The sequence below is a fragment of the Bacillus sp. FSL W8-1127 genome, from assembly GCF_038006725.1.
In the GTDB taxonomy this organism is placed as follows: Bacteria; Bacillota; Bacilli; order Bacillales; family DSM-4216; genus Bacillus_O; species Bacillus_O smithii.
In genome coordinates this window covers 1,947,407-1,967,508 of the sequence record NZ_JBBOVU010000001.1, presented here as the reverse complement: position 1 = coordinate 1,967,508, position 20,102 = coordinate 1,947,407, and the positions used below count along the sequence as shown (strand labels likewise).

Sequence of the window (20,102 nt, the reverse complement as noted above, 5' to 3'; positions counted from 1 at the left end):
CTCCTTTTCCCCTTGTAATAAAGCTTTGAAAATGATAACAAAAACTAGAAAAACACCAAATAAAACAGTTAAAGTAGTATTTTCTAAATCATAAATATAATTCAAAAATAATACAATTGCTAAATATATCATACAAAAAATGTAAAATATCTTTTTAGTCATAGAAGATGGCCTCCATTTTTAGTTATTTTATTAACCTTTCTGTTGGTTCTCAGCTGGTTATAGAAGGTATTCATAGATTTATCCATGTTTGCAAGTATGTATTTTATTACTTCATTTTTTATTGCCCTAGAGAATCAATAAGCTGAATGATTACACTTAAAGTATGTAATCATAAAGCCGTTTTCTAGGTGTTTTTTATGACAGCATCTTCTCCTGCATCAAGGTCTTGAATCTGTCTTTTACCACTATAAATGACGTCATTTCCTACTCTTTGTTTTGACATATCCCCACTCATTTTCAAATCTGTTATAATTATAACAAATATTTAAAAAATCAGAACTTTTGTTATAAAAATTAGCTTATATTGTAATCGCTTTACCTTTTATCAACTATAAGATACCTCAATCATCTCGAAGAAAAAGGGAAAATGTATGTTTTTCTTATGTGCCATATTAAAAAACTTATAAAAACATTAACCATTTCCTGAGTCTATCGATATTACAGTCAGTCCATGTAAAACTCTTTACTCCAAAAATTGTGTATTTGGCAATTAAAAAAGGCATCAAATGGCAAATAAGGTTATTCACTTCTCTGTATAAAATTCCAATATTATGTCGCTTGACATGGAGCCTCTGCGGGTATAATTTTCGCAAAGGGGGTAAGCCATAGGACTTTGCAAGGCACACAAGCCTATCCTTCCCGCCACTCCATGTAAAGCGGTGAATATGCAATAAATAATGCATACTCTTAATTGCCAAACACTACATTTCTTAATTGCCATCAACAAAAAATTTGCTTGTTTTAACCACTTAGGAAAGCTGTATGTGGCGTCTATCAGCGGTAAGATGACTGAACGGAAAGGTAGTGAATTAAGGGAGAATTAAGTAATAGAGGTGTCAAACAAAAGAAAATTTATTATTAAAATCGATAAAGGAGCGCATGGCATGAATTTAAAAAGGCTCATTCAATTCCTATTATTATTGGTCATCCCTTCAACTTCTTACATTTATGTTCAAAGTGTTGGCAGTTTAACGGACGAAGCTAATTTAGTGATTACTCTTTCCTTGACGATATTATTTCCTGTTTTGTTTTGGCTTTTTTCTAAAAGGAAAATCCTTTCTATTTTTTCAGGATTTTTTATTGGTTTCCTATTGGCCTTCCTTATTATCCCATCTACTGAAAGACAATATTTTCATTACATATTAAAAGTAGCAGCGCTGGTAGAAATTTTATTTTTGCTATTTGTCGTGAATAGTATTCGATTGACCATCAAAAAAATGAAATCTTTAAAAAATGACACGCACTTAGATTTTTGGGAGAGACTAGATGATTCTATTAGTGGTTGGATCGGAAATTCATTCGTTCGCGGTGCGGTCATCATGGAATTTAAAACATTCTATTATTCTTTGATTGTATGGTTTAAAAAGCCAAAACCCCCAAATGGTCATTTATTCAAATATCATGAAAAAACGATGTTTAAGACGTTTATTATCGTGATCTTACTTATACTCCCTTTAGATGCGGTTGTATTTCATCTGTTATTTATGCAATGGAATAAATTGGCTGCATGGATTTCCACCATCATCAATATTTACGCTTTCTTTTATGCAATCGCTCTCTATAATTCAGCCAAGTACCTGCCAATCGTTGTCACGTCTAATAAACTCATCATTCATAGCGGGTATACGGGAAAAATGATGATCGACATCGACAATATTCAATCTTTAGAAACTTTTAGCATGAAAGATGATGTTATGTTTACTAAAACCAAAAAAGGCGTATTTAAAGCAACAGTAGGGATTGATGAGCCGGAATTGGAATTAAAATTAATAAATCCTGTTAAGTATTTTGGACCTTTTGGCATACAAAAACACGCACATACAGTTTTGTTTAGAGTAGACGAACCACAACAGTTTAATAAAATCATTCAAGAATCAATGGATAAACATGAATGTATTGAAGAATATAGAAAATATTGGGACGAAAACCATGATAAAGACAATAGAAAACTAAAATCGAACGAAAGAATATTCTGAAATTATAAGTGGGTTGGAAAAATACTTAAAAAGTTTTTCTGGCGTGAGAAAGGCAAACATAGAAGACTTATTCGAAAACATTAAGTTTGATATTTCAATCTTGGAAATTGCCATAAGTATGAAAAAGAAAATCCTTTCCGAATTTCTTCATCCATGATCTGCTCTCATAAAACGATCATCACACAAAAAAGGTCGGCGATTTCCAATGGGGTCAAAACATTGGCAGCCGACGGCAATTCTTTAACACTATATTTTGTAAGATGTCCGATAAGATCCATCATAGCGTTGAAATAGAGGGGTAGGCTCTAAGGATATATACAGCCGATACAGGATATTTAGGCAGAAGTCCGCCAGCAGCAGAATCATGGTTGGTCATCTTGTTATTTTGATTCAAAGGCTTATCATTGCAGTAAGTTAGGAAATTCCCGCTGCTTCAGCCAAATACTCGACTAGATGCAGCACACGGACAGACGAAGATAATTTCTCACGTTCAATTCCAAGCTTCATTTGCAGCAAACATCCAGGGTTGGTTGTTATAATCACTGATGCATCGGATGCTTTCATATTCTTCATCTTTTCATCAAGAATACTCATGGATGCATCAAAATGTATGATATTGTAAATTCCCGCAGAACCGCAGCACATGTCAGCTTGGTTCATTTCAATAAAATGAACTCCTGACACGCTTTTTAAAAGATCCATTGGTTCTTGAATCACTTTTTGAACATTTGTCATATGGCAAGAGGGTTGATACGTTACACGTTCTTCTTTACGTGCTTTTAGGTTTGGAAGTCCTCCGCAAGCGATCAATACCTGGCTGATATCTCTTATTTTAGCAGAGAACGTAGAGGCTTTATCAGCCCATTCTTTTTCATCCGCAAGCAAATGGTCATATTCATAAAGCATAGCTCCGCATCCTCCCGCATTGTGGACGATGAAATCCACCTCTTCTTGTTCAAATGCAGCGATATTTTGTTTGGCAAGGCGTTTAGCTTCTTCTAATTCTCCGGAATGTGCATGAAGGGCGCCGCAGCAAGTCTGATTCGGTACGACGATCACATCGCAGCCTGCTTCGGCAAGCAGTTGTACAGATAAGCGGTTAATGCGGTGAAACATGGAGTCCATGATGCAGCCTGTAAAAAAAGCCACTGTTGCTTTTTTTTCACCTTTGGATTTTATTTTGACGAAATCTTGATTGCGTTCTGAAGGTGAAACGGTTTGCGGGATGATTTTTTCGAATTCATCCAGATGATAGGGCAATTTTTTTAAAACGCCTGACTTGCGCACGACTTTTCGCATTCCGCTTTTTTCATAAAACCAAAATGCATTTCCTGACCATTTCATCATGTGACGATTTGGAATGGCTTTTTTCAGCAATGCTTTCCGCAGCAAACGGGCCGGAACGGAAAGTTTCTTGCGTTTGGCCATTGCTGCTCGAGCGGCTTCTAGAATTGATCCATATTCCACCCCGGTTGGACAAGCCGTTTCGCACGCACGACAACCAAGGCATAAATCGAGAGGTTGTTCCAGCGCAGATAAATCAGTCATTTTTCCTTCTCCGACCATTTTGATGAGATGGATTCGCCCGCGTGGCGAATGTGTTTCTTTTCTCATGGTTACATATGTTGGACAGACTGGCAGACAATAGCCGCATTGTACACACCTGTTTGTTTTTTCATATAGAAATTCTTCTTTCAATTGTTCCAAAGATGATTTCATTTTAAGTCAACTCCCATTTCTGACCCTCTTCAGGGAAAATTTTTCCTGGATTCAAAATGTTGTTTGGATCCCATGCCTTTTTGATACGCTTCATCATGTCCAGACCGATGGGACCTAACTCCATTTCCATGAAAGAAGATTTCATTGTCCCGATGCCGTGTTCACCGGAAAGCGTCCCGCCAAGTTCGACGGCTGCGGTAAAAATCTCGGCGACGGCCTGTTCTACACGGCGCATTTCTTCTTGATCATTTTTATCGCAAATGATGTTGGGATGCAGGTTTCCATCCCCTGCATGACCAAACACGACAAGGTGAACCTTATATTTATCGCGAATTTCTTGCAATTTTGCGCACATTTGAGGAATTTTGCTTCGTGGTACAGTGGCATCTTCTGAAATTTTTGTCGGTTTAATCCGTGCGATTGCCGGTGAAACTAGCTTTCTGGCTTTCCAGATTTCCATTTTCTCCGCTTCATTTTGGGGAATGTGGACCGACCGTGCTCCCACCGCATGGCATAGTTCAGCGACTTTTTTGATTTCATCTTTTAATGCTAAAGGATGGCCGTCCAGCTCAATCAGAATGATGGCTTCAGCATCTGTTGGTAATCCTAATGGTTCATATTGTTCGACGGCTATGATGGAGGCTTGATCCATCAGCTCCATTTTGGCAGGCAAAATTCCGGATGATAAAGTTTTGGAAATGGCGCTGCCGGCATCAACAAGGCTATCGAATACTGCCATAATCGTTTCAGAAGCAGGTGGTTTGGGAAGAAGACGCAACACGGCTTTCGTAATAATCCCAAGAGTGCCTTCTGAACCAACAATAAGTTTCGTCAAATCGTAGCCCGTTACGTTTTTTACTGTGCGTCCTCCGGTTTTTATGATGTTTCCCTCGGGGGTAATGACTTCCAAACCAATCACATAATCTTTTGTCACTCCATACTTTAAGCCTCTTGGTCCGCCTGAATTCTCGGCTAGATTGCCGCCGATTGTCGATACGTGCGCACTGCTCGGATCCGGAGGAAAAATGAATCCTTTTTGTTCAGCTGCCTTATGAATCTGGGCGGTTAATACTCCCGGAGAAACGACAGCGACCAAATCTTCTTCATGAATTTCAAGCAAATCGTCTAATACCGATAAATCGAATACCATGCCTCCTTTAACCGGCAGGGGACCGCCGCTTAAAGATGTGGCTTGACCGCGAGGATAGACGGGGATTTTTTCGCGGTTGGCAAGTTTCACAAGTTCAGCCAATTCTGCCACGCTCTTTGTTTGAATCACCACATCGGGTAAAAAGGTTCCGAAAGAAGCATCGAATGAGTAGCTAAAACGATCGCTTTCGTCTGTCCATACTTTTCCGGTTTTTACGATTTTTTTGATTTCTTCAATATGACGCGAAGTGACTACCTTCATTTGAATCTCTCACTTTCTGTACGGTTATATGTTGTAATCCTTTAAGAGCAGACTTAGTTTTCTTTCTGCATTTTTTAAATGGATAAGGCATTGGATTTTAGCAAGTTCTGGTTCTTCCGCTTCGATGGCTAATAAAATATTGCGATGTTCTTCGTGGACAGCTTTGCGTTTTTGTTTTAATTCTACGTTCGGGCGAAGTGTGATCTTTAAAGTTTTTTCATAAAGGGAGGATAAATTTTCCAGAGTTTGAATCAATACGGGATTGTGAGTAGCCAAAATAATGGAACGATGAAATTGAAGATCCGCTTCGGTTGAACTCGTTCCCTGTTCGTTCGATTCGTTTTCCATTCTTTCTAAAATTTGCTTCATTTGCTCAAGTTGCTCAGGTGTTCGTCTAAGTGAGGCTAAATAGGCTGCTTCAGGCTCTAAAATTTTTCTCATTTCAAAAAGATATTTAATACTTTCTACATCATCGCTTTCGATTCGAATTCTCTTTAATAAGGATGAAGTGGTCGATTCTTCTACATAACTTCCTCCTCCTTGACGTGAAGAGATGACACCGGCAGCACGAAGCATGCTTAAAGCCTCGCGAATCGGTACTCTGCTTACACCATATTGAGCGGCTAATTCCATTTCAGTCGGCAGCTTTGAACCAGGAGGAAACCTTCCTATTTCAATTTGGTTGAGTAATTCACGCGATATGATTTGCGAAACTTTTTCTTTTTTGGACATCATCTTGCTCCTTTCCATCATTGAAATCATAATTTGTCTAACAAGTTAAAAATTTGTATAACAATTTTCATAATATAAATATTTTAATTTTTAGAAAATAAACAATTTACAATTAATTTATTGAAGATTATAATAAACAAAAAAGACGAAAAAAACAATATAACAACATCAATTTGTTATATAAATTTGTATTACAAAAACAGAATAGCAAAACCTGTCATTTAGATTGTTTTTTCACATCTAGAGTTTCAGAACCAATAGAACATGATGCCGTTCCTGCATTGCTCAAGCGCTGTTTGAAGGCTTGATAATGTGCGATGGGACGACGATAGGCTGTCAGGAAAAGACGAATATTTAGAAGTTAAGGCTATTTTCACGGATGAAAAAAAGTGAATTACCCTTTTTGCTAAGGAATTTACTATAAAAGAGGGATATACATGTATGATTTTTCGATCATTGGCGGTGGAATTATTGGATTATCTACAGGTATGGCACTCGCAAAACGTTTTCCAAACTCAAAAATGGTGGTAATAGAAAAAGAAAACGAATTGGCTCATCATCAAACAGGTCATAATAGCGGCGTTATCCATTCGGGCATTTATTACAAACCGGGCAGCCTCAAGGCACAATTCGCCCGTAAAGGCAACAAAGCGATGGTTCATTTTTGTGAAGAACACGGTATTCCATACGAAATATGCGGCAAGGTGATCGTGGCCGCAGAAGAGAAAGAACTTCCAATTATGGAGGAGCTTTATGAACGTGGTTTGCAGAATGGGTTGGATGTGAAAAAGATCGGTTCTGAAGAATTGAAAGAGATCGAGCCGCATGTAAAAGGTATAGGTGCAATTCGGGTACCGAGCTGTGGAATTGTAGACTATCAAAGTGTATCTGCTGCATTTGCACGCCTCATTCAGGAAAGAGGAGGGGATATTCGTCTTGGTGTGAGAGTGGAAAACATCGTAGAAAATATGGATCATGTGACGATTGAAACAAACCGGGGGACCATACAAACACGTTTTCTCATTAATTGTGCCGGTTTGCACAGCGATCGTATGGCTAAAATGGCTGGCATGAAAACGGGGATGAAAATTGTGCCGTTTCGAGGCGAGTATTATGAGCTAGTGCCGGAAAAACGGTATCTTGTCAATCATTTGATTTACCCGGTACCAAATCCCGATTTCCCGTTTCTTGGGGTTCACTTTACCCGGATGATGAACGGAGAGGTTCATGCAGGGCCAAATGCGGTTTTGGCCTTTAAACGTGAAGGATATACGAAAAAAGATATAAACCTTAAAGATCTTTTGGAGATTTTAGCATATTCGGGTTTTTGGAAGATGGCGATGCCGAATATGAGAGAAGGCATGAAAGAAATGGTTCGTTCCTTTAGCAAACAAGCGTTTTTGCGGAGCTTGCAGCGACTCATACCGGAGTTGACGGAGAAAGATATCGTTCCTGCCCAGGCGGGGGTGCGAGCGCAGGCTATTATGCAGGATGGAAGCATGGTAGACGATTTTGCTATTTTCTCAGGGAAAAGGTCGTTGCATGTATGCAATGCGCCATCTCCTGCAGCCACGGCCTCCATTCCAATAGGCGAAGCCATCGCCCAACAGATTGTTGAACGGTTTCAACATATTGTATAAGAAGAGTCTGTACAAATTTAGTTAAGTTATTTTTATAAATGTAGAACGCCATATTTGATGATAAAATCTTATTGAACCTTTTCCAAGCTTAAGAATGGATGAATTGTTCATTTCTTAGAATGTTGTTAACAGGTCTTTCGAGTAGTTCTTTAAATCATATAAAGAGTCTGGCTATTTATTGATCAGCCAAATTTCAATTCCAACTTGACATATATGTTTTGTTTGGTTTATAATTTTGAAAAATCACATATTAATTTAAAGATGGAGGTCTGAAACCGGTTAATCTGAAATTTATTAGATTTGAAATGAAGGACAAAAAATTCTTGGGGTTTATCAATGTAAAAAGAAATGAAAAGTTTCTTGTCTATTTATAATCAAGCTGACAAGAAGCTGAAAAGTTGTCGACTGGTCTACCAGAGCAACAATTCCTAATGGAGGAATTTGTTGCTCTTTCTTTTTGCAGCAAAATATCGAAAAGACATTCTATTAAGGAAAGGCGATGACGATGAGACTGGGCGGACCTATTTTTAGTGGAATTCACGAACCAGAACAGTGGGTTAAGGAGCTGAAGCGATTGGGTTATTCCACGGCACACTGGCCGGCTGAAGCGGTTGTTCCGGAAGGTGTCATCAAAGATTTTAAAAAGGCCGTACAAGACGCAGATCTGACTATTGGAGAGGTCCATATTTTTAATAATACAATCGTTCCCGATGATAAGAGACGTAAGCTGGCTATTGAAGTTGCAAAAGAAAAATTGGATCTGGCTGAACAATTTGGAGCGAACTGTGCAGTAAATCTTGCTGGTTCTAGAGCCAAAAGCAAAGTCAACGATCATACACCGGGAAGCTTTGATATTCATCCCAATAATCTGAATAATGAAACGTTCGACTTGATTGTGGATACTGTCAAGGAAATCATTGATGCGGTAAAACCAAAACGGACGTTTTATACCCTTGAACTGTTTCCGTGGCTGCTTCCAAATTCACCAGACAGTTATTTGCGATTAATGAAAGCGATTGAAAGAAAACAATTTGCTGTTCATCTTGACTTAGTCAATATTATTGACTCGCCGGAAAAATACTTTAAAAATTCTTTATTTATTCAAGAGGTATTTTCTAAGCTGGCTCCTTTCATCAAGAGCGGCCATATTAAAGATATCGTGTTGCAAAATAAGCTTGCCGTTCACCTGGATGTTGTTCAACCAGGATTTGGAGCTTTAGATTTGAAGACTTTTTTATATGAATATAACAAATTGGATAAGGATACGCCTTTATATATTAATAATTTTCTTGGTGAAGAAGATGATTATGTTCGGGGAGTCCAACATATTCGTAATGTTGCACAAGAAATGAACATTCACATTCCATAAAAAGTTCATTTGTGATACGAACTAATTCAATATCAATCCGTTGTTAGGAGGAAAAAATATGGTTAAACAAGAAGGACCACGTTTTGGAGTTTGGGCATTGAACCCGGGAACTTGGGCTTCCATCCATCACCCCGATGATCCTTTCAATGCATCTTGGGAACGAGTAAAAAATCAAATCATTACTGCTGAAAAACTAGGATATGACGCTACATTAGTTGCCCAGCATACGTTAAACCCCAGCGGAGACAACTTTCCGTACCTTGAAGCATGGACATCGGCTGCAGCGCTTGCGGCGTTAACTTCTAAGATTGAAATTATTACCGCGATTAAGCCTTATTTATATCATCCGGTTGTTCTTGCCAAACAGGCGCTTGGTATCGAAGAAATCAGTAGAGGAAGATTTTCCATCAATGTGGTCAATGCTTGGTACAGACCGGAACTTGAGCGGACCGGCATTGGGTTTGCCGATCATGATGAGCGATATGCGTATGGGACGGAGTGGTTAACCGTTGTCCGGTCCCTGATATCAGGACAAAAAACAAACTTCAAAGGAAAATATTTTAATATACAAGACGTCGTTTTGAATCCCGCCTCTCCAGTAAGAGAGCGTCCAACCATTTATGTTGGAGGAGAATCAGAGCCAGCAAAGGATTTAGCTTCAAGCCATGCTGATGTTTGGTTTATTAACGGCCAGCCGCTTAACGTTGTAGCGAGATTAATTGTTTCCGTACAAAAGCGGCCACGTAATGGCGCACCAATAAAATTCGGACTCTCAGCCTTTGTCATTGCACGCCCAACTGAAGAAGAAGCGAAGGCTGAGCTTGCAAAAGCGTGGGAGTATGCCGAAGGGGACAAAGAAGCACTTGCTCATCTTAGTGGAAACGCTGATCCTAAAGCGGTTATGTTCCAGACTTTCGCCAAATACCCCCATATTGGCACAAACGGAGGAACAGCAGCGGGTCTAGTCGGTTCCTACGAACAAGTGGCTGAACGAATTGTGGACTTTTATCAAATTGGTATCGATCTTTTTATGCTGCAGTTCCAACCTTTCGAAATTGAAATGGCCCGTTTTGCAAAGGAAATTATTCCACGGGTAAGAAGTCTAAAGCTAAAAGCAGAGAAGGTGATATAAATGGCTTCTAGGATCAATCAAGTTTGGGATACGAACACATCACTGTGTTTCCCCGTTCATCTAAACATCCTTGTTTAGCGGCATACGAATTCTTATTTTTTGTTCATTTTCAAATGAGCTAAAGAAAACCGTCAAGTCACCAAATTTGTGAATTGGTCGAACTTTTTTTACAAGAGAAATAATATCGTCAGTTTGCTTTTTCTCTCACGAAAAACTGCGGCATTTAGCATACTGGGAAGGAAGCTATAGGGTTAAACAGAAGAAAGTATTATTGTATGGGTAACCTTGTTGCGACATGGTTCCTTGTCTCGTACTTGATGGATGGGCAGAGCTGCCGTTGCATACAAAGGAGTTGAAACTATGAAATGAAGAACGTGATAAAGAATCCGTGCTCATTGCCTTAGAGAACTTTTTTGCTGGAAAACGTACATTATTGGGTGTATAAGATCACGAATAAAAACGCGTAATATGACCCTTTTTGAAAGAATAAATACACCTTATTTGAAATATTAACTACTCAGAATGGGCGATTAAATTGGCTCTTTAATGGCGAATTTTCCTCATCCTGCAATTTAGTTATTAAAATAAGCTATTGTTAGAAATCACAAATATTTCATATATTAGTCGACCATGCAAATGGAGATTTCTCACTTTTAATGGGATTTAGATGAGATGTCTCCATTTTTATTTTTATTAGGGGGGATGACGGATTGAAATTTATACGCAACTTAATCTCTCATCAGTGGTCAGCATGGATAGTTCCGATTATCGTAATATTTTTATGGCAATTATTAGGGCAAAACGGTTTGATCTCCCAAAATATTTTGCCTACACCGCTTGAGGTCGTACAAGCATTTATAAGATTAAGCGAGGATGGAACGTTATTGGATAATGTTGGAATAAGTGCGAAAAGAGCCTTTATTGGTTTTGTAATTGGCGGTAGTATTGGATTTTCACTCGGAATGATCAATGGACTTTCCAAAACTTTAGAAAGACTGTTCGATAGTTCAATCCAAATGGTAAGAACCATTCCTCATCTAGCCTTGATTCCACTCGTTATTTTGTGGTTCGGGATTGGAGAATCGTCCAAGCTTTTTCTTGTGGCGCTGGGTGTTTCTTTTCCAATATATTTGAATACCTTTCATGGCATCCGCTCCGTTGATAAAGGACTTATCGAAATGGGAAAAATATACGGTCTTCATTCATTTCATCTATTTACAACGGTCATTCTTCCCGGTGCGTTACCTTCCATTTTGGTAGGTCTCAGATATGCGCTTGGCATTATGTGGTTGTCTCTTATTGTAGCAGAAACCATATCGGCGGATTCAGGTATTGGTTATATGGCTATGAATGCAAGAGAATTTATGCATATGGACATAGTTGTCCTTAGCATCTTACTTTATGCATTACTTGGAAAGCTATCCGATTTAGTGGCTAAATTTTTTGAAAAGAAATGGTTGCAATGGCACCCCAATTATAACCCTTCGCATAATGGTTGATATGTTCTTTACTTTATTCAGAAAGCGAGTGAATTTCGTGAATAGTAGACCAAGAGGAATAAATCTGGAATTAGAACGAGTTGAAAAATCTTTTAGAGAAAATAAGGTGTTGAAAGGGATTAATCTTTCCATCAAGTCAGGTGAGTTTATCGCCATAGTGGGACGAAGTGGTTGCGGAAAAAGTACGCTGCTAAGGCTTATCGCCGGACTTGAACCGGCAAGCAATGGGCGAGTCATTGCGGATGGAGAGGCTGTGGAAAGTATTCATGCAGATGCTCGATTTATGTTTCAGGATTCCAGACTGCTCCCGTGGAAGAAGGTACTTACGAATGTCCAGATCGGAACAAAAACGCATTCTAAAATCGAAGCTCAAGCCGCTTTATCCCTGGTGGGACTCAAAGATCGCGGCGATGAATGGCCAATTGTGCTCTCAGGCGGACAGCGTCAACGGGTTGCTTTAGCCCGTGCACTTGCAGGAGAACCTCGTCTGTTACTTCTCGATGAACCGCTGGGAGCGCTGGATGCACTTACTAGAATTGAAATGCAGCAATTGATTGAAAAATTATGGCTTCAACAAGGATTTACAGCGATTCTTGTCACCCACGACGTTAGTGAAGCTGTTGCATTGGCAGATCGTGTTGTTTTGATTGAAGACGGTAATGTCGCCTTGGATATTGCAATTACATTAGATCGTCCGCGAAGAAAGGACCCGCGTTTCTCGTACTTCGAAGAGTTGATTTTAGATCGTGTTATGGGAGTGCAAGAAACTAATTTGATAGAATTTTCAAAATCTAAAATTTCACGTTCCATGTAAAGCTTATTTTGTGGTTGCGTGATAAGGAATTGATCAATCTAACAATCAAGGAGGTTTTATTGATGGGAAAAACGTTTTTAAGAGGAACTTTTCAAAATAGCGAGAGTAGAGAAATGGATACCGATGTATTGGTTATCGGTGGAGGCCCTGCAGGCGCTTGGGCTGCCCTTAATGCAGCTTCAAAAGGAGCAAGGGTTATTCTTGTAGATAAGGGATATTGCGGAACAAGCGGTGCTACTGCGCCATCCGGAACAGGAGTTTGGTATGTAAATCCTGATCCGGAAGACCGGGAGGCAGCAATGAAAAGTAGGGAAGCTTTAGGTGGGTACTTGGCTGACCGAAAATGGATGACATCTGTGCTAAACAAAACGTATGAAAATATTCATCAGTTAGAAGCATGGCAGTATCCTTTTCCGTTAGATGAGGAAGGAAAGCCTCATCGCAATAGTTTACAAGGCCCCGAATATATGCGTTTGATGCGAAAACAGGTAAAAAAAGCTGGAGTGAAAATTTGGGATCATAGTCCAGCTTTGGAACTTCTAGCAGATGAATATGGAGTAGGGGGTGCATCTGGCGTTTTTACTACGACAGGTGAGCGCTGGACAGTAAAAGCGGGGGCTGTTGTTATGGCGACAGGTGGATGTTCTTTTCTTAGCAAAGCGTTGGGATGCAACGTTTTAACTGGCGATGGCTATTTGCTTGCTGCAGAAGCAGGGGCGAACTTTTCTGGAATGGAATTTTCAAATGCCTATGCTATTGCCCCGGCATTTGCTTCTGTTACGAAAACAGCGTTTTATACGTGGGCTACCTTTTACTATGAGGATGGCTCGATCATTGAAGGAGCAGGATCTCAAAAGGGACGGTCTGTGATTGCGAAAACATTACAAACACAGCCGGTTTATGCAAGGCTCGATAAAGCGGATGATGAGATGCAAAAATGGATGCGCAAAGCACAACCTAATTTCTTCCTTCCGTTTGATCGTGCAGGCATTAATCCATTTACACAGCGTTTTCCCGTTACATTGAGATTAGAAGGGACTGTCCGTGGAACGGGAGGCATTCATCTTGTGAATGAGAATTGTGCTACTAACGTGCCGGGTCTATATGCAGCAGGAGATGCCGCAACACGTGAGTTTATCTGCGGTGGATTTACCGGCGGAGGCAGTCACAATGCTGCTTGGGCGATGTCATCAGGTTCTTGGGCCGGCGAAGCAGCAGCTGTATATGCCTTAAAGCTGGGTGTGAATTCAAGTAAACGGAATGTAGTAGGAGTTTCTACCACACCGATTGTTTCTGCTTTCAACAGAGGTGCGCAAAAAAGAACCGTTTCTCATGAAATTACAAAGGCTGTTCAAGCGGAAGTGAACCCATACGATATTAACCTATTTAGAACTGAAAATAAGCTGCTTCCTTCTTTACGGCGGCTTGACCAGATTTGGAAAGAAATAAGAGGTGGTATTTTAATAGATGAAGCTGATGTAGTAAAAGCCAGGGAATCTGCTGCTATGACAGCTACTGCTCGTTGGATGTATTCCTCGGCTTTGGAACGTAAAGAGACAAGAGGGATGCATAAACGACTTGACTATCAAAAACAAGATCCGAATCAACATTATCGAATTCTTACAGGGGGACTGGACAAAATCTGGGTAAAACCAGAGTCATTGCCCCAAAATAGGGAGGTTATTCAAGGATGATTGAATTAATTAGTGAATCAAGGTGCACCAGTTGTGGGTTATGCGTTATGGTGTGCCCAACCGGCGTGTTTGATCAGGAAAAAGGAAATATTCCAGTCATTGCCCGTAAAAATGACTGTCAAACTTGCTATATGTGTGAAGCATATTGTCCAGTGGATGCAATGTATGTATCCCCTTTTGCTGAAGAAGATGTCAAGGTAAAAGAAGAGGAACTGATTCAGAGTGGAATATTGGGAAGCTATCGAAAAGAGATTGGATGGGGTAAAGGCCGGACTTCTGGCGCAGCCTTTGACACTTCCTATAAAATGTTTCGATTGATGAGCAAAATGCCGGGACATTAAGTGATTTCGAGAATTTTAGGAGGAACAATTTATGACATTAACAGACCATAACAAAAAGAAAAGATTCTTAAAGGGTCTAACGCAAATATTCATTCTGTCATTTTTAGTTGTAGGAATAGTAGGATGTTCGAATGATGCGCAATCGACTATTGCGAGTAAATATTCGATAAAAAGCAGTTTGGATCCATCGGTTTTGCGTATAGGATTCGTGGGCTCAAGCAAAGATAATATCCCTACTGGGGTAGAGGGGTGGGCGATACATAAGAAATTACTGCAACAAGAGTTAAAAAAGAAAGGAATTGAGAAGTTGGAATTTCATGCTTTTCCTAATGGTCCGCCTCTAAATGAAGCAATGGCTGCAGGAGATTTGAATATCGGTATATTAGGCGACACACCCGCTATTGTTGGTAAATCGAACGGACTGAAAACAAAATTGATTGGTCAGACCTCAATAAACAGCAATGTATGGCTGATTACTCCCAAAAATGGAGTTAAATCTGTCGAAGAATTGAAAGGAAAGACAGTAGCTACACAGCTAGGCTCGTATATGTATCGTTACCTAACGGGGCTGCTTAAAGCAAAGAGGTTGGACAAGGAAGTTAAAATTGTAAATATGGCCGCCAGCGACGCAGAAGCGGCTTTAGAACGAAAGGACATTGCTGCCTATGCTTTCCCGACAAACTCTGGTCCTTTGATGAAGTCAAAAGGTTTTCCGGTTATCGATGAAGCGAAAGATCACCCAGAGCTTCTTGGCAGCAGCGTTGCTGTCATTACTGAAAATTATCTATCTAAGCATCCTGAACTCCCTAAAATATGGAACAATGTTCGTAAGCGTGCTTTAGAGGATGTATTAAAAAATCCAGAGGATTTTTATCAATTTCAATCCGAACAAGTGGGTTATCCAGTAAAAGTCATGAAAGATTCATTGCCTCTCAATAATTTAAAATCAGAGAGCGTCTCCAAGGAAGGTGAAAAACTTCTAGCAAATACAAAAAAATTTTTGGTGGAAGAAAAATTCGCAAAAAAAGATTTTAATTTGAAGGATTGGATAGTCAAATAAACTTTTATAATATTTGTAGCTTTAGTCATTTTCAGCATTCTTATCTCATGCGGCACATGGAGTTTAAAAATCAAAAAATGAAGTACTTCTCCAAGTCTTGTTTAGCGATAAACCTTCACTATCATTATCTTAAAAATACTGTAGGGAGTCTCAAAAGTAACTTAGGACTCCCTACATTCTTGATGAGAAGGAAAGATCATTTCGAACGGACGAATGACGCATATTGTACGGCAAAAAGGGACTTCACATACTAACTAAAAAGGTGCAAATAATCTAGAATATTTTTTCCAATAAGAAAAACAGTAACAATGATAAATAAAATTCTTACATACGATGCCCCTTTTTTAATGGCAAAGTTTGAGCCTACTAAAGCTCCGAGGATCATAGCAATCCCCATGGGAATGCCATATGCAAAATGGACAGCATCCAAGTACAGAAACATGGTGAGCGCAGCGATGTTGCTGCCAAAGTTAAGGACTTTGGCGTTTCCGGCCGATTGGATAAAATCAAATCCGATGATTAGAAAAGAAAATAACAAAAAAGAACCTGTACCGGCACCTACAAATCCATTATAAAAGCCAATCAAGAAAACGACTAATGCAAAAAGGATGCTTTTTTTCAAATTCATCCCTTGATATCGAGAGTCTTTGCCCCAATCTTTTTTTAAGATCGTGTAGATGGCAACGGCAATAAGCAACACTAGAACCAACGGTTTTAATATTTCTGATGATATATGTTTTACAACAAATGCACCTAAAAAAGAACCTATAAGAGTTAAAGGGAAAAGCTTAGATACAAGCGAAAAATTTACTTTTCCTGATTTAACAAACGAGATTGTGCTCGTTAAAGCCCCCATTGTACTGGCTAATTTATTGGTCGCAATGGCTGCGGAAGGGGGCAATCCTGTAAACATTAAAGCCGGGATTGAAATTAATCCCCCTCCTCCAACTACTGAATCTACGAAAGAAGCTATAAAACCGGCGAGTACTAAGAAGCCCAATATGTAAAAGTTGATATCGTCCATATGCATTCCTCCTAGAATAATGAAAAGCTATTGATCTATCTATTGAAAGATCAATAGCTGATTTATTTTCAATAGATGTTATCGGCGTTCTTTATCTAAGAAAATCGTTCGTAACGAAAAAAACAGATACTTCTCCAATTGAGGTTAGCCACATATCATTATGGAGACTGTTCCAAATCCCTTAACCGGATCCGTATAATATCCATGAACATTAGTAATTACTATAGTGGTAACTAAAATGATCATAACAAATGAATGTACTTTTGTGAATAAAAAATACAGACAAATATCAGGAAATAATTACACTAATAATTAGAAAAGAACTTTTATAAAGGATTGGCCGTCATACAGGGGAATCATTTACTAAATCGTCCGTTAACGATACTATAAAAGTAAATTTTGAATGGTTTGAAGAGGATGGTTTCAATATGGATAAAATTTCACAAGAACTCCAGCTGCTTGGTTTTAATCAATACCAGGCGAAAGCCTATGTATCTTTGGTTCATTTAGGGACGTCCAGCGCTTACCAGATTAGCAAACATTCAGGTATACCTCGATCGCGCATTTATGAAGTATTAGAAGGATTAGAGAAAAAAGGGATAGTGGTGAAAGAGGATGTAAACGGAGCTGCACAATTTTCCCCATTACCGGTTGATGTGTTTTTAGAATCGATTAAAAAGCAGTGGGATGTCACCTTTTCATCGATAAAAAATGAATTAAAACGGTTTGAGAAACAAGAGATCAAAGCTGATAAACGTGTGATAACGATAAAAGGAGAAGAAAACATCCTGTCATTTTGTCGTATTCTGATTCGGCGGGCCAAGCACCGAATTATATTGTCCATTTGGGATTTTATGTATGAACAACTAGTAGACGACTTGCGGGAGAAACAGCAAACTTGCAGTCTTAAGGGCATTGTCTTTCAAGTTGAAAATCCTTTAAAAGACTTGGTGGTACATCGGAAGACAGATTATGTAGAACAGATTGGAAATAAGAAATGGTTTATCATTTCTGTCGACGGAAAAGAAATGATTTATGGCCATCCGGTAGAACAAAACGGCAATGCCTTCTATACGGATGATGATGTGCATGTATCGTTATTGGAGAATTACATCTGGCATGATGTACTGGTCAATCGATTGGTTCAGGAGAGCAAAGAAAATTTACAACCTTGGATATCTGCAGAAAGAGAGAATTTTTTTAAGATGCCAAGATAATTTTTTATTTCTAAAATAAGAACAGCTAGTTGTTCTCGAATGAAATCAGAAAACGAATATACAAAAACACCGTTCGAATAATCGAACGATGTGAAATAGTGGTTTCATTTTAGGATTTAAAGAGCATCAAAACGCTGTGCAATAACCGTCGAAAATTTGACAATCGCACTGATTCATATGATGAGGTCAACCAGATATTTTTGGTTGACCGGATATGCGCTAGAATGATCTTTATTTCAAAGCATAATGAAGGATGGAGTTGTTAGTCATTGCCCGACATTGGTTTTGGTCGCTGCCCACTTTCAATCGTTTTTAAAATCATTTTGATTTTTTAGCCACTATAATATTCGTTGGCATCCAAGGACCTGTCCACCAGCCTTTCCAACCGGCAAGCGTATGACTGACATTGGCGGCAGAAAGGTCCTTTAATACATTTAGATATTCCTTCGTTCTAACAATATCCACTATTACCAATGTTCCTCCTGGTTTCAAAACTCGAAAAGCCTCCCGTACGGCTTTCTCTCTGCCTTGCTTATTCTTAATATTATGAATCGCCAGGCTGCTAAACACATAATCGTATATGTTGTCTTGAAAGGGAAGGGCCATCATGTCGGCTGTATGAAGGACAATTTTGTCAGCAACGTTTTCAATTTCGGCATTTTTTTCTGTCGCCTTTCTGTCATTGCCTGATTGATCCACTTTGCGCCATAGGTCAATACCTACCGCTTGTCCTTCTTTCCCAAGCTGTTTGGCCGCCATAATTAATACCGTTCCATGTCCACATCCCATATCGAGTATTTTGGAGTTTTCCGGAATATTGAGATTGGAGAAAATATTTTCCCATATTTCGAATTTTCCTTTCATCGATGTGTGCAAAAAGAAGAAAGCGCAGGTCAGCAAAAAGAGACTATAAACCAAAAGCCAGAAAGCCCAAATATGGGATCGGTAAATCAATACAATACTGGAAATCAACAAAACAAGACCAATCAAAGCATAAGAAAGTGGGATAAAGGGTGCATCAATGCCATAATTTCCTTTCCTCTTTAAAGAATTCATTCTGATTGCTCTCCTTATGAAACTTATTGGATAGGTGAATTCCTCGGTATTTTATGCTAATCCAGAAGAGACTGTGTAAGATTGAAATACAAAATTCATCAAACGCGGTATCTGTTTTTTTATAAAGATGATCCCGCAGACAATCACACAGTCAAACGAAAAAGGGGGCATCGAAATAAAACTTTCCCTCGTTTAGATCTGTTGTAACCTATCTAAGGTTTAGTAAAAGGTAATCGCTTCCCCGGTTAATGTTCCATCCTCTGTCAAAATACTTGAGTGATTTCAAAACCATCATGGCACGACTTAGCTGTTCGTATGATCAAATATTCGACTAGCGGAAAAAAGTTCCTTCTGGCGATCAGAAAAAGGTTCAAAAATCAATTTGCGGTTTTTGGTAGGAATCGAAAATATTGAATTGCTGCTTACTGATAAGTATTGTATTGTTGAAAGATAAATAGTCATGTGGGGGAAAAGAAGGATGAATGAACAATTGAATTCCTATATACAAAATCTTGTTTCATTATATACCAGCCATGCAAACGCTGAATTCGCTGAGTGGTCAAAAAAATACATGAAAAACCAATTTCCGTTTTTGGGCATTCGAACTCCTATTCGAAGGAAAGTGACGAAACAATTTGTGAAAGAACATGGTGTACCGTCAAATGAGAATCTTGAGAAAGTGATTCAGATACTTTGGGACATGCCCGAGCGCGAATACCAAAGAGCCGCTCTTGACTTGATAGAAATGAAAAAGAAAAGCTTACGCCCATCGGATATGACGTGGTTGGAAAAATTACTCGTCACTAAGTCATGGTGGGATACAATCGATGTACTTTCCCCACATATCATGGGATATTTATTTCAAACATATCCTGAACTGATTTCACGATATCCTGACCGTTGGATTGAAAGTGAAAATATTTGGCTCCAGAGGTCTGCGATATTATATCAACTTTTTTACCGAGGGAAAATGGATGATGAGCGTCTCTTTCGTTATATCTTAAGAAGAGCGGGCAGCAACGAATTTTTTGTTCAAAAGGCGATAGGATGGGTGCTGCGTGAGTATGCCAAAACCCGATCTGATAGCGTAAAAAATTTTGTGGCTCGTCGTCATGAACTCAAACCGTTGAGCAGAAGGGAAGCATTGAAACATTTTAAAAAAGAATAAGGCGATGAACATATGCTGAACTTTTATA

General features: G+C 39.0%; 16 protein-coding genes. 11 read left to right on the top strand and 5 right to left on the bottom strand.

The annotated features are described in order from the left end of the window. Positions 1-1,106: 1,106 nt before the first annotated feature. Positions 1,107-2,198 carry a hypothetical protein gene (locus tag NST12_RS09265; RefSeq protein ID WP_341101044.1) on the top strand — a complete coding sequence of 364 codons (1,092 nt, stop codon included), beginning with the start codon at positions 1,107-1,109 and terminating at the stop codon, positions 2,196-2,198. Positions 2,199-2,612: 414 nt separating this feature from the next. Here NST12_RS09265 and NST12_RS09260 read toward each other — a convergent pair whose 3' ends face one another. Genes NST12_RS09260 through NST12_RS09250 form a run of 3 tightly spaced genes read right to left on the bottom strand, consistent with a single transcriptional unit; the run spans position 2,613 to position 6,060 of the window. Then, positions 2,613-3,917, bottom strand: coding sequence for a (Fe-S)-binding protein (locus NST12_RS09260; protein WP_341101039.1), 1,305 nt, complete (start codon positions 3,915-3,917; stop codon positions 2,613-2,615). 1 nt (position 3,918) lies between these two features. Next, a complete protein-coding gene (locus tag NST12_RS09255; RefSeq protein WP_341029775.1) occupies positions 3,919-5,328 on the bottom strand; it encodes an FAD-binding oxidoreductase in 1,410 nt (469 codons plus the stop codon). Positions 5,329-5,352: 24 nt separating this feature from the next. Then, complete coding sequence (locus NST12_RS09250; RefSeq protein WP_048623477.1) at positions 5,353-6,060, bottom strand: FadR/GntR family transcriptional regulator; 708 nt, start codon at positions 6,058-6,060, stop codon at positions 5,353-5,355. Positions 6,061-6,497: 437 nt separating this feature from the next. Between NST12_RS09250 and lhgO the strand changes: the two genes are divergently transcribed. The 8 genes from lhgO to NST12_RS09210 all read left to right on the top strand — a co-directional run bounded on the left by lhgO (position 6,498) and on the right by NST12_RS09210 (position 15,609). Then, a complete protein-coding gene (lhgO, locus tag NST12_RS09245) occupies positions 6,498-7,700 on the top strand; it encodes an L-2-hydroxyglutarate oxidase (RefSeq protein WP_341029771.1) in 1,203 nt (400 codons plus the stop codon). A 499-nt stretch (positions 7,701-8,199) separates the two neighbouring features. Then, entirely contained in the window at positions 8,200-9,069 is an 870-nt protein-coding gene (locus tag NST12_RS09240) for a sugar phosphate isomerase/epimerase family protein (RefSeq protein ID WP_341029770.1), read from the top strand. A 58-nt stretch (positions 9,070-9,127) separates the two neighbouring features. Continuing rightward, a complete protein-coding gene (locus NST12_RS09235) occupies positions 9,128-10,201 on the top strand; it encodes an LLM class flavin-dependent oxidoreductase (RefSeq protein WP_341029768.1) in 1,074 nt (357 codons plus the stop codon). A 710-nt stretch (positions 10,202-10,911) separates the two neighbouring features. Further along, a complete protein-coding gene (gene ssuC, locus NST12_RS09230; protein WP_341029766.1) occupies positions 10,912-11,700 on the top strand; it encodes an aliphatic sulfonate ABC transporter permease SsuC in 789 nt (262 codons plus the stop codon). A 37-nt stretch (positions 11,701-11,737) separates the two neighbouring features. Further along, the gene (locus tag NST12_RS09225) at positions 11,738-12,514 is read left to right on the top strand and encodes an ATP-binding cassette domain-containing protein (protein ID WP_341029765.1); all 777 of its coding nucleotides are present in this window, start codon (positions 11,738-11,740) and stop codon (positions 12,512-12,514) included. A 62-nt stretch (positions 12,515-12,576) separates the two neighbouring features. Further along, positions 12,577-14,208: an FAD-binding protein gene (locus NST12_RS09220; RefSeq protein ID WP_341029761.1), complete on the top strand. Its 1,632-nt coding sequence runs from the start codon at positions 12,577-12,579 to the stop codon at positions 14,206-14,208. Then, positions 14,205-14,549: a ferredoxin family protein gene (locus NST12_RS09215; RefSeq protein WP_341029758.1), complete on the top strand. Its 345-nt coding sequence runs from the start codon at positions 14,205-14,207 to the stop codon at positions 14,547-14,549. Before NST12_RS09220 ends, NST12_RS09215 begins: the two co-directional genes overlap by 4 nt. A 31-nt stretch (positions 14,550-14,580) precedes the next feature. Further along, a complete protein-coding gene (locus NST12_RS09210; protein WP_341101032.1) occupies positions 14,581-15,609 on the top strand; it encodes an ABC transporter substrate-binding protein in 1,029 nt (342 codons plus the stop codon). Between the two features lie 250 nt (positions 15,610-15,859). Here NST12_RS09210 and NST12_RS09205 read toward each other — a convergent pair whose 3' ends face one another. After that, positions 15,860-16,633, bottom strand: coding sequence for a TSUP family transporter (locus tag NST12_RS09205; RefSeq protein WP_341101029.1), 774 nt, complete (start codon positions 16,631-16,633; stop codon positions 15,860-15,862). A 428-nt stretch (positions 16,634-17,061) separates the two neighbouring features. Here NST12_RS09205 and NST12_RS09200 point away from each other — a divergent pair, with 428 nt between their 5' ends. Further along, entirely contained in the window at positions 17,062-17,850 is a 789-nt protein-coding gene (locus NST12_RS09200) for a TrmB family transcriptional regulator (protein ID WP_328203922.1), read from the top strand. 318 nt (positions 17,851-18,168) lie between these two features. On the opposite strand, the gene NST12_RS09195 is transcribed toward NST12_RS09200, so the two are convergent. Beyond that, entirely contained in the window at positions 18,169-18,906 is a 738-nt protein-coding gene (locus tag NST12_RS09195) for a class I SAM-dependent methyltransferase (protein ID WP_341101026.1), read from the bottom strand. 490 nt (positions 18,907-19,396) lie between these two features. Between NST12_RS09195 and NST12_RS09190 the strand changes: the two genes are divergently transcribed. Then, complete coding sequence (locus tag NST12_RS09190; protein WP_341030485.1) at positions 19,397-20,074, top strand: DNA alkylation repair protein; 678 nt, start codon at positions 19,397-19,399, stop codon at positions 20,072-20,074. Positions 20,075-20,102: the final 28 nt, after the last annotated feature.

What these genes read in the sequence shown, in the direction of transcription:
- NST12_RS09240 (WP_341029770.1), top strand. Translation starts at nt 8,200, where the DNA reads ATGACGATGAGACTGGGCGGACCTATTTTTAGTGGAATTCACGAACCA.
- NST12_RS09255 (WP_341029775.1), bottom strand. Translation starts at nt 5,328, where the DNA reads ATGAAGGTAGTCACTTCGCGTCATATTGAAGAAATCAAAAAAATCGTA.
- NST12_RS09210 (WP_341101032.1), top strand. Translation starts at nt 14,581, where the DNA reads ATGACATTAACAGACCATAACAAAAAGAAAAGATTCTTAAAGGGTCTA.
- NST12_RS09260 (WP_341101039.1), bottom strand. Translation starts at nt 3,917, where the DNA reads ATGAAATCATCTTTGGAACAATTGAAAGAAGAATTTCTATATGAAAAA.
- NST12_RS09250 (WP_048623477.1), bottom strand. Translation starts at nt 6,060, where the DNA reads ATGTCCAAAAAAGAAAAAGTTTCGCAAATCATATCGCGTGAATTACTC.
- lhgO (WP_341029771.1), top strand. Translation starts at nt 6,498, where the DNA reads ATGTATGATTTTTCGATCATTGGCGGTGGAATTATTGGATTATCTACA.
- NST12_RS09220 (WP_341029761.1), top strand. Translation starts at nt 12,577, where the DNA reads ATGGGAAAAACGTTTTTAAGAGGAACTTTTCAAAATAGCGAGAGTAGA.
- NST12_RS09265 (WP_341101044.1), top strand. Translation starts at nt 1,107, where the DNA reads ATGAATTTAAAAAGGCTCATTCAATTCCTATTATTATTGGTCATCCCT.
- NST12_RS09235 (WP_341029768.1), top strand. Translation starts at nt 9,128, where the DNA reads ATGGTTAAACAAGAAGGACCACGTTTTGGAGTTTGGGCATTGAACCCG.
- NST12_RS09205 (WP_341101029.1), bottom strand. Translation starts at nt 16,633, where the DNA reads ATGGACGATATCAACTTTTACATATTGGGCTTCTTAGTACTCGCCGGT.
- NST12_RS09215 (WP_341029758.1), top strand. Translation starts at nt 14,205, where the DNA reads ATGATTGAATTAATTAGTGAATCAAGGTGCACCAGTTGTGGGTTATGC.
- NST12_RS09200 (WP_328203922.1), top strand. Translation starts at nt 17,062, where the DNA reads ATGGATAAAATTTCACAAGAACTCCAGCTGCTTGGTTTTAATCAATAC.
- NST12_RS09195 (WP_341101026.1), bottom strand. Translation starts at nt 18,906, where the DNA reads ATGAATTCTTTAAAGAGGAAAGGAAATTATGGCATTGATGCACCCTTT.